The sequence below is a fragment of the Paenibacillus turicensis genome (assembly GCF_017873435.1).
GTDB classification, from domain to species: Bacteria; Bacillota; Bacilli; order Paenibacillales; family Paenibacillaceae; genus Fontibacillus; species Fontibacillus turicensis.
This window is the reverse complement of sequence record NZ_JAGGKG010000013.1, coordinates 79,200-96,094: the sequence shown is the minus strand read 5'-3', so window position 1 is coordinate 96,094 and position 16,895 is coordinate 79,200. Positions and strand designations below refer to the sequence as shown.

At 38.0% G+C, this 16,895-nt stretch carries 6 protein-coding genes; all 6 read left to right on the top strand.

Features of this window, described 5'->3' with window-relative positions:
• Positions 1-56: 56 nt before the first annotated feature.
• The 6 genes from J2Z32_RS13990 to J2Z32_RS13965 all read left to right on the top strand — a co-directional run bounded on the left by J2Z32_RS13990 (position 57) and on the right by J2Z32_RS13965 (position 16,873).
• Positions 57-1,310 (top strand): ACP S-malonyltransferase, encoded by a 1,254-nt coding sequence (locus J2Z32_RS13990; protein ID WP_210089798.1) that lies wholly within the window; start codon positions 57-59, stop codon positions 1,308-1,310.
• Positions 1,311-1,358: 48 nt separating this feature from the next.
• A complete protein-coding gene (locus tag J2Z32_RS13985) occupies positions 1,359-10,247 on the top strand; it encodes an SDR family NAD(P)-dependent oxidoreductase (protein WP_210089797.1) in 8,889 nt (2,962 codons plus the stop codon).
• A 27-nt stretch (positions 10,248-10,274) separates the two neighbouring features.
• On the top strand, positions 10,275-12,074 hold the full coding sequence (locus tag J2Z32_RS13980) for an ABC transporter ATP-binding protein (protein WP_210089796.1): 1,800 nt from the start codon (positions 10,275-10,277) through the stop codon (positions 12,072-12,074).
• Positions 12,075-12,229: 155 nt separating this feature from the next.
• Positions 12,230-13,945 carry an ABC transporter ATP-binding protein gene (locus tag J2Z32_RS13975; protein ID WP_210089795.1) on the top strand — a complete coding sequence of 572 codons (1,716 nt, stop codon included), beginning with the start codon at positions 12,230-12,232 and terminating at the stop codon, positions 13,943-13,945.
• Between the two features lie 37 nt (positions 13,946-13,982).
• Positions 13,983-15,029, top strand: a complete 1,047-nt coding sequence (locus J2Z32_RS13970) for an HAD-IIIC family phosphatase (RefSeq protein WP_210089794.1) — start codon at positions 13,983-13,985, stop codon at positions 15,027-15,029.
• Positions 15,030-15,043: 14 nt separating this feature from the next.
• On the top strand, positions 15,044-16,873 hold the full coding sequence (locus J2Z32_RS13965) for a non-ribosomal peptide synthetase (RefSeq protein ID WP_210089793.1): 1,830 nt from the start codon (positions 15,044-15,046) through the stop codon (positions 16,871-16,873).
• Positions 16,874-16,895 lie beyond the last annotated feature (22 nt).

The following is a 16,895-nucleotide window of genomic DNA, read 5'->3' as shown; positions in this document are numbered from 1 at the left end:
TTAATCATTACTATAGCTGCAAGCATAGTCGCAAGCGAAAGAAAGGATAACGTGATATGGAAAAATTCGCTTTTTTATTTTCAGGGCAGGGAACCCAGTTCACGCAGATGGGGAAAACCTTTTACGATAACTATACGATTTCAAGACAAACCTATGAAGAAGCTACTGAAGTTGTAGGGAAGGATATAGCTAAGCTTTGCTTCGAGGGTAGCATTAGTGAATTGAGTCAGTTTACCAATATGCAGATTGCTATTGTGACAACTGAAGTTGCTATTTTCCGGGCATATATGCACGAATATGGCATTAGCCCTCAATTTTCATTAGGGCATAGCATTGGTGAGTATGCAGCATTAGTGAGTGCAGGTGCGCTCAAGTTCGGAGATACACTTAAAATTTTGCAAAAAAGAGGAGAACTCGTTGAGCGAATTGGAAAAAAGGACAACTCGAGAATGACAGTGATTGAAAATCTGGATATAGATAGTATTCAGCAAGAAATAGAGAAGCTTGGGATTGAAAAAACAGTATACGTTTCTTGCGATAATTCCAGTAAACAAGTGGCTATCAGTGGATTGAATGAGGATATGGATGTATTAGAACAAAAATTAGAATCGATCAATGGAATTGTTACGCCTATGTTTTTTAGTCCGCCGATGCATTCCCCAATTATGAATGAATGTGTGGAGGAGTATAGAGAGTTTTTAAGTAGATTTACAGCCTATCCATTTAGATTTCCAATTATATCCAATGTTACTGGCCGTGCTTTTTCGGATGACACAAGTTTATTTGATTTACTAGCTACACAACTAATTTCTCCTGTCCTTTGGAGGAAATCTACAAACCTACTTTATGAATATGGAATTACTGCAGTAATTGAGATGGGACCTAAATTACTTTTGACTAAATTTATTAGTGAAGAGCAGCCAAGTATCCAAACGTATTGTTATGGGCTTGGCAATGATCGTAAGGAACTCGCAGAGTTATTTAACAATGATATGAATTTTGCTAAGGATAAACCTGATTTTGTTGGCAGATGTCTAGCTATACTTGCATCTACACCAAATTACAATTCTGATTCTAGAGCATTTCAAGATGTAATCAAAAATTATAACTATATTAAGAAGCAGCATGAGGCATTGGCTAATTATCAATTTGGCTCTATGAATGAGCAATACCAAGAAATACTACACAAGCTAATACAATGTTTGGACATTAAGCAGCTTCCAAAAGCAGAAATTAGAAACCGTGTAAACATGCTTTTGGATGAAACAAATTTGTTCTATACGTTTAAGGACATTGCCGAAGCGATTTAATTTTATGAATCTCATAACTGAACAAGAAGTGGTGGGTGAGCTAAATATATGAATCGAAGCATGGAGGACATTGCAGTAATCGGAATCGGGTTAGATATTGCAAATGTGACAAGTCTCAAGGATTACTGGCAACTATTTGATGACAATATAGATTGTATACGTGAAATACCAGAACATCGGAAAAAGCAGGTTGCTAGCTATGCCAGATTGTATCTAGATGAGGACGAACCTGCTAGTTATTTTCAAGGTAGTTTTTTAGAGCATATTGATCAATTTGATCATGAATATTTTCGGATTTCTCCACGTGAAGCACAAACGATGGACCCTGTGCAGCGACTTTTACTTCAAAATATTTTTCATACCTTTGATGATGCTGGATATACACCAGAGCACCTAGCTGGCAGCCAAACTGGGATATACATTGGTTATACCGCAGGGGCAATTAAGGATAATTATTTTACTAATATTATGTTTTCACACCCTGAACTGTTGAGATATTCTATAGTTGGAAATATGTCGCCGATTCTCCCGTCTAGAGCTTCACATCTGTTAGACCTACGTGGTCCAACGATGTTAATTGACACAGCATGCTCCTCTTCTTTGGTATCGATACATGAAGCATCTCAAGCGATTTTAAATGGTACTTGTTCTATGGCGATTGCGGGAGGAATTAAGATCAACCTTCTACCGCTTATTCTTGAAAGTATGATGATCGGAATTGAATCTACCGATGGAAGAACACGTGCATTTGATGATTATGCGGATGGTGCTGGAGTTGGCGAGGGTGTGGCATGTGTTTTGCTAAAGCCTTTGGCGCAAGCAGAGGCAGACGGAGACCACATTTATGCAGTTATTAAAAGCACTGCAATAAATAATGATGGGAAATCAAGCAGTCTTACCGCACCTAATCCTGCTTCACAAGCTCGGGTAATCTTAAGTGCATGGGACAAAGCAGGGATACATCCTGAGCAAATTGATTATATTGAAACGCATGGTACAGGGACGTTATTAGGAGATCCGGTTGAATTTCATGGTTTAACCAATGCCTTTGAGACATATACAGACAAAAAGCAGTTTTGTGCGTTAAGCTCTGCAAAAAGTAATATTGGGCATTTATTTGAGTGTGCTGGAATTGCTTCCTTTATTAAAGCTGTTGCCGCTCTGAAATACAAACGAATTCCGGGAATGCGGAACTTTAAAACCCCGAATAAAAACATCGATTTTTGTGATTCCCCATTTTATATCAATACAAATGTAAAAAAATGGGATGATCCGATAAATGGTAGCCTGAGAACATGCGGAATTAGCGCCTTTGGGCTTAGTGGAACCAACTGTCATGTTGTAATTCAGGAGTATATTAATACTGAAAGTAAGAGCGAGACGTTTACTGCGCCCTACAATGTTTTGTGTCTATCAGCAAAATCTGATTATAGTCTACAAGCACTCATCCATGAATATGAGACCTATCTTACAAATCAAGATGAGGAAGTCAGTAAAATTGCTGCATGTGCAAATTTGTATCGTGAGCATTTACCCAAACGCCTTGCCATTTCCTTTAAGGATAAAGCCGATTTACAAAGTAAATTATATGAGTTAACTAAAACAACTCCAGATTTATGGATGAAATTGAGCGGAGTGAATTACAATCCCAATGCGGAGGTAGGCTTTGGTGACAGCTCAAAAATTAACGCTACGTTAGAAAAATGTAATGAACTGCTTCTGAATATCAATCAACTCAATCCATTAAATCAACAGGATCACACCGAGGATGAGCTTTTAACGATGCTCCAATATGTGGCTCAGGAGTATTGCAACCGTTCTGTTGTGAACTGGACTAAGCTATATAAGGGAATACATCTTCCTAGAATGTCATTACCTCTGTATCCTTTTCAAAAAATCCCAGCCTGGGTTCCCATCAAAGAAAAGCCACACAAGAAAGAGGATGCACAATTCGTGGTGGATTCCACTGCTTCAATAGAATCGAAGCCATTTGATGTTGATCATTACTTCTATGAAAGATGCTTTGTTGAGTCACAGACACCTTCATCTAGACACTACATGTCTAATTGTCTGTTCATTTACCGTGAGGATCATATCAACAAAGATTTGCTTAGACACCTTAAAGCCCATTTTCTAAATGTGAATAGTTTACCTATTAATATCGCAGATGCCAGCAAACATGGCGTGTCTTCCTATTTCTCAAATTGCTATAAAAATATAGATTTCTCTCAGATTACACATATATTACTGGCATCAGATCTTTTTGCACAATCACCAGCTCATGGGAATGAGCTTACAGACTACGTTAATTTCCAAATGTTTAGCATCATTGAATTGTACAATCAGCTTATTCATGTTCAGCATAGCATTTCCATTGCCCATGTCACAGATCATGCTTTTTCAGTGACGGGAACTGAAAGCTACCTTCGTCCTGAAAGTACAACCTTATTTGGCCTAGGAAAAGCATTTAACCGAGAATATCGTCATTTGCACATGTATACGTTGGATGTGGATGCAGGGACAGATGTGCTGTCTATCGTGAACGAATTTTGTAATGATGATAACCAAACTAATCATGATATTGTACTGTACAGAGAAAATAAAAGATTTATTGAAGGCATTAGAGAAAAAAGAATTTCTGAAAATAACCATAATATTTTGCGAAATGAAGGTGTATATCTTGTCACGGGTGGTCTAGGTGGGATCGGTTTTGAAACAGCCTTAGAGCTTTCTAGGAAAGCAAGGGATATTTCACTAGTTCTAATCGGAAGATCACAACTCCCGTATGAGGCTGAATGGGATGTAATTCTTCAAGCCGAGTCGGAAGGCGAACGTGCTTTACACATCAAACGATTGCTTACCCTACGCAAATATGCAAAAGCTGTACAGTATGTACAGTGTGATGTAGCGAACGAAGCAGCTGTAACTTCATTAGTGGAGGAAATACGCCATAAATATGGGAAGCTAAATGGGGTTATTCATGCAGCAGGCGTAGGTGGTGGCGTTACACTAGACCAGTTAAGTGAAGACAGAGTCATGAGCATTGTTAAACCTAAAATTATAGGAACGTTCCTATTGGACACATTAACACGAGGCTTCAATCCTGACTTTTTTGTCATGTACTCTAGTAATTCTACAGTTTTTAGTAGCTCAGACCTTCCTGATTATATTGCTGGTAATATGTATTTGGATGCATATAGCAGTTACAGAAAGCAAATTGTCGGGGGGTTAAGCTTAACTATAAATTGGGCGACTTGGCTTGAGACAGGAATGTCTGTAAAGCATAACTTTACCGTAGACACGTTGACTAGATCGATCACAACTTCGGATGCCATGAACATGCTATTCACTGCAATGAAGGGAAACAGTGCCAGCATGATGATTGCTCAGCTAAATTTAAAAAACAAAATTGCTTTGTTGATTCGCAAATATCCTGTGGTGCTATCTCCAAATATTTCTGCTTCATTAGATAAACTGGCTTCATCTAGTGATACCTCCAGTCCATCCAATACAACTCCTCAAGGTAACACTGTTACCTCTAATGCGGGGTATTCTGAGACGGAGAAAATTATCGGAGGTATTTGTTGTAATGTTTTAGGCTATGAGGATATCGATATCGTTAAAAACTTCTTCGAGCTGGGAGCAGACTCCATTATGCTCACACTAATCCTTCGGGAGTTAAATGAAGTCTATCAAGGTCTGCTTAATATAACAGACATGTTCTCATATCCTACTGTTAAAGCCTTGTCTCAGTATGTGGCTTCTAAAGTGGATTATTCTGACCAGTCCACGGACCATACTCCAATAGAGGATATGGACAATAAGCTGTCTGCTGAGTTGTCTAATGATATGACGCTATCCAATGAAGATGAGAAATATGATGAGGATGGCATAGCCATTATCGGTGTGGGGTTAGACTTACCCAATGCAAGCGACTTGAATTCATTTTGGGAAATATTATTTAACGGCATTAATGTTGTTAGAGATATTCCAGATGACAGAGCTGTTGATATTACGAAACATCTGAAAAATCAAGGGATACTAGATGAAGATTTAATGTTCAGAAAAATGGGCTATTTGGATCGCATTAATCAATTTGATTATTCATTTTTTGGTATCTCGCCAAGAGAAGCTTCCATTATAGATCCTGTAAATCGTCTATTTATGCAATGTAGTGCCAAAGCCATTGATGATTCTGGATATGGTCGTACTGGAGTCAAGGGAACTCGCACTGCCATCTTCCTAGGATATTCTGCTAGTAATTGCAATACGTATAGTCGTTTATTATATGAAACGGATCAAACACTATTTAATGATTCCCTACCCGTTAACCAAGTCAGCATGGCAGCAAGTAGAGTGGCGTATGTATATGACTTAAAAGGGCCAAGTATGGTCATTGATACTGCTTGTTCTTCTTCATTAGTTACGTTGCATATGGCTTGTGACGAGATTAGACAAGGAAGAAGTACGATGGCACTTGCTGGAGGCGCATTTGTTGCACATATGCCTTTAGATAATGGCAGTGATGTCGGTTTTGAATCACAGGAAGGTATTACGAGAGCTTTCTCGCAGGATTCTACTGGTTCTGCTGTTGCCGAAGGGGTGGGCGTCGTCCTGCTGAAATCCTTGAAGCAAGCGATCCAAGATCATGATGATATCTATGCTGTCATTAGAGGAAGTGGCATTAATCAGGATGGAAGCTCATTTGGGATTGCTGCACCTAACTTCCAAGCGCAATCTGAGGCGATTCAACAAGCGTGGGAGCAAGCAGGGGTTACTGCTGAAGATATCACCTATATTGAAGCACATGGTACAGGAACACAATTAGGTGATCCCATTGAAGTCGCTGGTATTAAAAATGCATTTGAAGCCTTCACAGATCGGAAACAGGTTTGTGGCATTGGTTCTATTAAAACCAATTTCGGTCATGCTAATGAAGCCGCTGGAATGTGTGGTGTGTTCAAGCTAATCGGTATTTTACAGCATAAAATAATTCCACCAAGCCTGTTCTTCAAATCACCAAACAGTAATATTGATTTCGTTAATTCTCCATTATATGTCGTGAATCAAAAAATGAACTTAAAGGAGATCAACGGAAGATATCTTGTTGGGATTAGTGGCTTTGGCATGAGTGGTACGAATGCGCATGTAGTATTAGAGGATGCACCTAATCAGAAGCAAATAAGACATAACGATAAGGAATTCCCATATATTTTCGTAGCCTCAGCAAAATCGAAGACATCCTTACGACAGCTTGTCCTAGATTATCGAGATTACGTGGCAACATTGAAGCCAGATCAAATGGTGGATTTTTTCCATAACTTGACGTTAGGAAGAAGTCATTATAATCATCGGTTTGCTTTTGTCGCTCATAGTCAGGATGACATGCTCACAAAACTTGAGCAGGCATTGAGAACAGGGAAACTAAGCGCAAGTGAATCAAATGGAAGCGAACATACTTATTTAGGTCAACATACTATCGTTTCGGAAAGTAGAACTAGTCGCTTAGATCATGAGATTACAATCAATGAACAGCAACAACTGACAAATGAATGCCATCATATAGTAAGTCAGCATGGTACTAAGGATTGGAGTAAGCTTCTAGCGCTGTATGTTAAAGGTGCTGAGGTGAACTGGTCTAGTATTTACACTGATGCCTACAACAAAATGCATTTGCCAACCTACGTATTTGAAAGTCATAACTGTTGGTATCCAATCCCTGATAGCAGTCCTGAGTTCGAAGAACTGGATAGTTATCACCATGGAAAAACATGGGTGAAGCTAGATCAGGATAAACAGTTAGAGCTAAAAGAGGATGCTTATACACTTATTATATATGACCAGACCAATTACGACAGCCTATTTACAGAGGCGGTAAAGGCAAAATGCAGCAATATCATTAATGTAATTGCGGACGATGATAGCGAATATAGCGTAAATGAATTTACAGTAACGATGCCTGCGAATGAAAGTAGCTATCAACGATTGTTTGAGGAATTTGCTGATAAACGAATTGAACATATTATTCATAGACGTTCGATTATTGGTGAAAATGTTCAAGATTTAGATACAATGCATGATAGCTTGGAGAAAGGCTTTTTTGATCTGATTGCTGTGTTTAAAGGTCTTGCCAAAGCACATGTGGAGCAGGACATAACAATCTGTACGATTGCTAACTCAGCTTATGGAATCTCACAACATGAAGAGTTTACTTTACCTCATCAGGCAGTGACCTTAGGGCTTGGAAAGGTGATTGAGCAAGAAAACCCTACGATTTCTTGTCGTGCAATCGATATTGATTTAAACACAAGTCATGCCATTGTTGCAGAAGAGATTTTTGCGGATCACAACATCTATTTGGTTGGCTTTAGAGATAATGAACGTTATGTAGAGCAGTTTAGCGATGTGCAGATTGAGCCTGTCCTCCTCAATCGTTTTAAACCAGGTGGCGTGTACATTGTTACAGGTGGTACAGATGGACTTGGTTTAGAAACAGCTAAATATATTAGTGAAAATGAGAAATGTAATGTTATTTTGCTAAGTCGTAGCGGATTTGTAGATGAGGCATTATGGCAGGAATATGGTCATGATGAAGCATATCGCTCTAGGATTTCTGTCATGAAGGAGATCAAAGGCAATGGCTGTGAGTTAGATATTTTTAGCTGTGATGTGTGTGATTATGATCAGCTTAATCAAATCTTACAAACAGTTCGAAACAAATATGGAAGAATCAACGGAATCATCCACTCGGCAGGGATCAGTGGGGCAGGATACATTCTTCGTAAAGACAGAGAATCCTATACTCAGGTTATGGAGCCAAAGATTACTGGAACTTGGAACCTGGATCAGTTAACTATCCAAGATCAGCTTGATTTTATGGTGCTGTACTCCTCAGGGGTAACAGATGGTGGAGAGGCAGGCCAAAGTGATTATCTAGGTGCAAATGCCTTCTTGGATGCCTATACAGATTATCGGAATTCACATAATAGACTCACTTACACGATTAACTGGTGCTCTTGGAGAGAGACAGGAATGTCTTATCGCTATGGGGTAAATGTGGACTCGATTACCAAAGCGATGAGTACCAAGGAAGCGATTGGGGCATTAGATGTCTTCATTCGTGGGGGTAAGGAACATCGTGTCATGATTGGACAATACAACATTAATGACAACTTCTTTACTCTGATGCAGCATATACGAAATTACTTGGCACCAACATTTAAGGAAAAGATTCAATTACATCCTGCGAACGGAAGCTTAGATAAGGATCATATGAATCTTAGCAACGGACAACGTGATTTTGCTCAGATTCGTAAGGGAAGAATTGTGTTTATTCCGAAGTCAGAGAAAGCAAAAAGTCGGTTAGATCATGTAAAGGATTTTAAACTGGAGGGCGACCCTGCCAATCAATATTCGGCAACAGAACATCAGGTTGCCAAAGTATACAGTGGCATACTTGGATATGAAACGCTCAATGTGTATGATAACTTCTTTGAAATGGGTGGAGATTCGGTCATGCTAGCGGCGATGCATGACATGCTGGATGATATGTATCCCAATATTATTAGGGTAGCCTTCCTATTTGAATATTGTTCTATTCGTAGCTTGGCAGGATTCGTAGATTCTAGGATCAACAAGGCAGACAAGCAGGCTGAGCCTTTGGATGACAAGGCTATTCAACCTACTCCTAAGGCAGAGGAAGAGTTCCATCCATATTTCGAATTAAGCTCACCTCAGGTGCGAATTTACTATGAGAGTCGATTAAGAAAAGGCGAATTTGCCTACAACAATCCGTTTTTTATTAACGTAACTGACATTCCAGATCAGGAACTAGAGCAGCTACTACAAGCACTCATTACACATCATGAAATGCTTCGGATGTCATTTAAGATTGTGGATAGTAAGCTTGTTCAATATATTAATCAGGACACGCAAGTCAAAGTGGATTACATCGATGTATTAGGGGATACGGTTATTAATTATCATGATTATTTAACAGAATTTAAATTGAACGATAGCCTTTTATATCATTTAACGGTATTTAAATATCCTGACCAAAAGATTTTATTTTTTGATGTTCATCATATGTTGCTAGATGGATTTTCTTCGAGCTTGCTTCAAAAGGATTTTGATGATCTCGTTGCAGGTAAGAAGCTCATAGAGCATCCACACTCTTATAGAAGATATGTTGATTTTGAAAAGAAGTTTTTTGTTTCCGATGAATACAGCGCGATGAAGGAGTATTGGCAGGACAGACTTTCTGGATTTGATTTCTCTAATCCGTTAGAGCCTATTGTTAATCCGACGGAGCTGACTGGCTCTACAACTCTCATCAAGCAGCTACCAGCATCCATAATATCTGATATTGGAATGGTAGCTAGAGGGCAGCATACGACGATGTTTAATGTCTTAATTTCAAGCTTGGCACTCAGTGTAGCACAATGTTATGCAGTGTCAGATCTAGCTATTTTGACAACGGTTCTAAATCGTTATGAATCCCAGTTTAACAGTATCGTAGGTGTGTTTACGAATTTGATTCCGATGCGGTTTCAAGTGGATCCTGACGAGGCGCTAGAGATAGGTTTATCACAGCTCATGAAAAATCAATTTAACGATATTAAAAATCAATATTATCAGTATCATCATTTAAGAAATGATTTCAGTGGACAGAAAACAGAGTTTTATCTGTATTTCAACTTTGAAGATACTTCTATGAAGAAAGTGTATGGAGAAGATATTCCATATAATTCACCTACATCGTTATTTGATCTTGATATCAATATTAAGAAGCGGAATGAGCAATATGAACTCATCGCCACTTACAGGGCAGATAAATATCAACAAGATGATATCGAGAGCTTACTGAGTAACTATGTAAAGGTATTACAGCTTGTTACGAAAGACATACCAAGTGGCAAAACGTTAATAGAGAAATAGAGAGTTAGATGAGGAGCTGAAGAAAGCATGAAGGTAAAGCAGGTCATACACAATCTGAGGAAGATTTTCTCCATTATAGTTACACAAAATCCAAGGTATCTGCTTTACTCCATGCTGCAGATAGTTACCTCTATCATTGAACCGTTTATTAGTATTTTTCTCATTAAATACATGTTGGACGCATTGGATCAAGAGGTATCATTTGAAACTAGTGTTGGAAAAATATTGCTATTTTTAGCGATTGGCTTGATCGTCGGTAATCTTAAAATTGTTGCGGATAACTTCACCAAGCTATATGCCAAAAATCAAATGATACCAATGTCCATGCTGTTTTGTAAAAAATCGATTGAGATGGATTACCAGAATATTGAGAATCCAGTGATTTCAAATGAAATGAATCGGGCAATTAATGTATTGCTGAATAAGGATAGCTTAGAGCGCTATCTTGGCTCTGTTAATTCAATCTGTATTGCACTCGGACAACTCATCATTACGATGATGATTATGAGTCAATTAAATTATTTTATTCTGATTACAATTTTAGCGATTACTGTTGGCAATTACTTTATAAACCTTACATCTGAAAGGCAAAAATATAAGATTCAAAGGGAGATTGCACCCATTGATAGGGAGTGGAAGTATTTAAGGTCATTAACCCATGATGTATCTTTTGGTCAAGCAATCCGAATTTATAATCTTAATTATTTCCTTTTACAGAAGATTGATCATAACCGCAACAGATTTATGTCCATTAAGAAACGTATGCTGAATCGCGATTTTAGTCGCAGTTTATTTGTAGATATACTCAACTTTGTACAAGAAATCATTATCTTTGTCTGGCTTGTATTTTCTGTTATTTATAATCAACTGTCACTAGGTAACTTTTCGATTATGTTTAATGCTTCGCAACAGCTCACTGAAAGCTTCTCTGGACTTTCTAACGCTTTTGTTAAACTGTATGAAAATGATAATTACATTAATGATTATTTCTCCTTTTTACAAAGGGAAGATCATATTAGAAACACTAACGGCGTGCATATCAACCAAAACAGTGGAGTAGGAGACTTACAATTCCATCATGTGTCCTTCAAATATCCGGGATCTGAGCGTTATACTATTCAGAACTTAAATTTAACTATTAAGCATGGAGAACGAATAAGCATTGTTGGTGATAATGGTGCAGGGAAAACGACCATAGTGAAGCTGATTATGCGGCTGTACGATGTAACCGAAGGTGAGATTACTTACAATGGCGTCAATATTAAACAATATGATTATGATGACTATCTAGCTATGATTTCCACGGTATTTCAGGACTTTAAAATATTTGCGACGAGTATCTATGAGAACATTGCACTTGATCGCTATGAGGAAAGTGAAATCCACAAGCTTGATCAGATTCTAGAGAGCTGCGGCTTAGCAGATAAGGTTCAGAGCTTGCCAGGTGGGGGCCAAACAATACTTTCTTATGTGTATGACCATGAGGGGATTGAGCTATCCGAAGGACAAAAGCAAAGTGTAGCTTTAGGCAGAGCAATATATAAGGATTCACCCATTGTTATTCTTGATGAGCCTACGGCGAGTCTTTCTCCAATGGCAGAACGTGACTTATACACTTCTTTTGATAGTTTAATTGAAGGTAAGATGGCGATTTATATTTCGCATCGACTAAGTAGTGCCCAGATTAGTGATAAAATCTGCGTCATTCAGGAAGGAACGTTAGCGGAGTATGGGTCACATGAGGAACTAATGAATTTAAAAGGGATTTATGCCAACATGTTCGTGTTGCAGTCCAAGTATTATGAACCGTGTGAGGTAACTAGCTGATGGGAAATAATACGAAATCCATAAATGTAAATCTTGGAGACTCTATCTACAATGTCTTTCGACTGTATCAGAAAATTTGGAGTTTTAACAAAAGGTACGTATGTATAGGGATGTTTGTTACCTTGTTACTTGCCCTCAAACCTTTCAGCGGATTATTGTTTATCAAGCTTATTCTCGAAGAGCTTAGTCAGGGGAAAGACATCAAAGTTGCGATTGTATTTGTACTGATGATGGCAGTCACTAATGGCTTATTAAGTTTATTAGATGATGCTTACCGGAAATATGATGAGCAGCAAATTGAACTTATTAAGACGAGGCTATTAAGTGAAGTTGAAAATTTAACGATGAATATCCCCTATGAAAAGTTTCAAAATACTAAGACGCTGGATAACCATGCTAAAGTGCTTGAAATATTTAACCCAACACAGGCAGCCTATATGGATATGCGTAATTCGATTCTTGTCTTCAAATCATTAATATCATTTGTATTACAAATGATTGGACTCACAATGATTTTAATTAGTCTAAATTGGCTTGTAGCAGTAGGCTTAATTGTTGCATGTGTAATTAGCATTGCTATCGATGCCATCGCAGCAGAGAAGGAATTTAAGGTGTGGGATATTAGCCTTGTCCATTTTGGGCGGAAGGTAGGGTACTTGCAAAATATAAGTATGGATAAAGAACATGCGAAGGAACTTCGTAACTACAGCTTGTCCAATTGGGTCACACGCAAAATGAAAAGTATTACGGATTTGACGATGAAGGAAGTTAGAGGGACGGTGAAAACCTTTTCTATTACCTCTATGATTTCTAACTCGTTAATGCTGATCGTGAAGTCTGCATTATATATCTACATTCTATACCTTGCTATGCAGGGTGTTATAACCTTGGCGGACATTGTTGTTTACTTTAATTCAATTTCTATCGTCATTACCGTATTGATCAGCATCTCCTATTGCTTATTACTTATTTATAAATCAGGGCTTTATACCAGTGTATATTTTCGGTTTTTGGAAGACCATGGAGAGAATTTATCAGAAGCTAGAATGAAAGAGGAATACATTACTCCTATTGAGGCTGATATTGGGCTTGATCCGAATGTTCCAGAAGAGAGCTTTATTGTGTTTGAAAATGTATGGTTTAAGTATCCAGATCAATCCCAATATACGCTCAAAGATATCAATATCACAATAAATAGTAATCAAACGACCGCAATCGTTGGTGATAATGGAGCAGGGAAAACAACACTAGTGAAGCTCATCTTACGTTTATACACGCCGAGTAAAGGCAAAATTCTTTTAAACGGCAAGGATATCAACCTCTACGCTAAAGAGGAATATTATAAGCTAGTCACTGCGGTATTTCAGGACTTTAATATTTTGAATTACTCATTAATAGAAAATATTACTTTCGATCGTCATTATTCTCAAGAAGCTATGGATAAAGTGATTTCAGATTTAGGTATGAATAAAATGGTAGAGCAATTACCAGATTCCTATGATACCGTACTCGGAAAAATGTTTGATGAGTCTGGCATTGAGCTATCTGCGGGTCAAGGACAGAAGATTGCGATTGCTAGAGCGCTAATTAAGGAATCTAAAATGCTGATTATGGATGAGCCAACAGCGATGCTCTCTCCTATAGCAGAATATGAGATCTATACTCATTTACGCTCACTAACAGAAGGAAAGACCGCGATATATATTTCCCACCGAATGTCGAGTTGTAAATTTTGTGACAGTATTATCGTGCTAGATCAGGGACAAGTTGCTGAACAAGGAACTCATCATGAGCTGATGGAGCTACAGGGGATTTATTGCGACATGTTTCAAATTCAAGCGAAGTTTTATAACGAGCTACAGCCTGCATAAAGAAGTAGAATTATAAATCCATGTAGAGGTGATAGAGATGTCAGCAAAAAGTATTAAATTATTGATATGGGATTTAGATGACACCCTTTGGCAAGGGATTGTAGGGCAGGACAGCAATGTCGTTCTAAGAGAAAATATTAGTGATATTATACGAAGTCTTGATGCTAGAGGGATTTTACAGTCTGTCAGTAGCAAAAATGATTTTGAAATTGCGATGAGTAAGCTAAAGCATTTTGGACTTGATGAATATTTTATTTATCCACAAATCAATTGGGATCCTAAGCATGCCAACATCAAAACGATTATTGAACAAATTAACATCGGAGAGGATACCGTTGCCTTTATAGATGATCAGGAATTTGAACGTGGTGAGGTGGGCTATTATTTGCCGCAAGTCACCTGTATTGATGCCAATGAAATCTCATCTTTGTTAGATCGGGAGGATATGACGCCTGCCTTTATTACTGAGGATTCTGGGCTTCGTAGAAAGATGTACCAAGATGATATTTTAAGAAAAAATGCTGAACAGGAATTTAAAGGAGACTCTACAGATTTTCTAAAAACACTAAATATGGTGGTAACGATTGCTAGAGCTGAGGAAAGTGATTTACTTAGAGCGCAGGAACTGACAGTTAGAACACACCAGTTAAATTCTACAGGCTACACTTATTCACATGATGAATTAAAAGCCTTGTTAGATGATGATCGTTATCAGGTACTGGTGGTTGATTTAACTGATATTTATGGCACTTATGGGAAAATTGGGCTCGCACTATTAGAGTCAGATGAAGACAGATGTGTCATTAAATTATTAATCACCTCCTGTAGAGTCATTAGCCGAGGAATAGGTACAACGTTATTAGGCTGCATTATTAATCAAGGATTAGAGCAAGGCAAGGGTGTGTTTGCTGAATTTATTAAAACAGATCGCAATCGAATTATGGAAATTACTTACTCCATGATGGGGTTTAATGTGGTAGAGGATAACGAGGGTACACAGCTCTTGAAATATGAAGGGGATGGGAAAATCCAGCTTCCTGAATATGTTACCATTCATTATCGAGTTGAAAATATTAAAGCTTAATGGAGGTGAGTCTCATGTCACACTTATATACGCTTTTTTATGAACAGGTAGAGCTTCATCGGGATAAAATTGCTTTAACCTGTGGTGAACAGTCAATGACGTATTTACAGCTTGCTTGTGAAGTAGAGAAAACCGCAACCCTACTTGAACAGCACAATATTGTAGCTGGTGACTATGTCATCATTTATATGACAAACTCGATTGAAGCCATTCAATCCATGCTTGCTATTCATAAAATTGGAGCAGTGGTGTTGCCGTTGGATGTAAGCCTACCTCTAGAGAGAATTAAGCGGACTTATGAGGACACTCATGCGGCTGTAGTTTTGAGTAACCATGACAAATTGAGCACCTTGATGGATGTGAACACTATAGTTATTCCATCTCTTAATGTAAATAAAGATGGTGACACTGAATTGTGCTTATCTGAATACCAAGCATCTGAAAATGTCATGCCCTCCCTTTACAGACGTTCCGAGACAGACATTGCCTTTTGTATTTATACTTCTGGCTCTGAGGGAAAACCCAAGGGAGTACTACTACCTCATCATACAATCTGCAACCAGATTGAAGGGAAAAAACAATTACTTGGACTTTCAGCGAATAGTATATTGTGTCAAAGTCTGAGTATCGGATTTGTTGCTTCCATCTGGCAAATATATGGTTCTTTAACCCTTGGGGCACATCTTGTTATCTATCCCGACGATATCATCAAGAATCCATTAGTTCTGTTCGATAAAGTAAATCAGGATCGCGTTGATGTCATCTCCATCGTTCCTCAATTGTTAAGATCCTATTGCTTGTTAATTCAAGGAAAGCATAATAAAGCTAGCTTTGAGCATTTAAAATATGTCATTTTAACTGGGGAAAAGCTCAGTGGAGATATTGTGCGGAGCTTTTATCAACATCATCATATTCCTATTATTAATGCTTATGGTCAAAGTGAATGTTCTGACGATACGTTTTATTATGAGGTTCCATTTGATTTTGCTGATGTACATGTCCCTATTGGATATCCAACCATTGGCGTTTCTCCGTTCATTTTAGATGAACAGCTCCATATTCTTGAAGGGGCATGCAAGGGGGAACTAAGTATAGGTGGGCCTTGCCTTTCCAGTGGATATTTGAACGACACTACACTAACGAATGTGAAGTTCATCTATCCTGATTCCCATACCACAAAGGTGTTTCGTACTGGGGATTACGTGGAAAGAACAGAAGAAGGCGTATATATATATTTAGGAAGGTTAGATAATCAAATCAAGGTACGAGGGTATCGAATTTCTTTAGAAGAAATAGAATATTATATGCAGCAATTTTCTGGCGTAGAAAAGGCGGCAGTCGCAGCCCGTGAAGATGGAGCAGGCAACAAAGAAATTATTGGATTTTATCTCAGTTCAGATGAGGTGGATCATCCTTCCTTAAAACAATTTTTACAACAGATATTAGCGCCATACGCTGTTCCTTCACGCTTTATTAAATTGGATCAGTTTATTTATACCGCATCAGGAAAATGTGATCGAAAAAAAATGTTAGTGGAGTATGCAGGTTCATCTACTGATACAACAAAAATGGATGCAACAGAGCTTGAGTTAGAAGATAAAGTATTAAAGATTATTAAAGCCGTTGTGTCTGCTGATAGTGTAGGAAATCTAACAAAGCATACTACTTTTGAAGAACTAAGCATAACTTCCATGCTTTTTATTCAAATTGTTGTAGCCTGTGAGGATCTATTTAATATTATGTTTGATGAAGAAATGATCTCGTATGCGCAGTTCCAGCAGGTTTCTGACCTTATATCCTATATAACAACTAAAAAGGATACTGCTAAAGAAGTGCATATCTAAGCACTGAAACTAATTAGGAGGG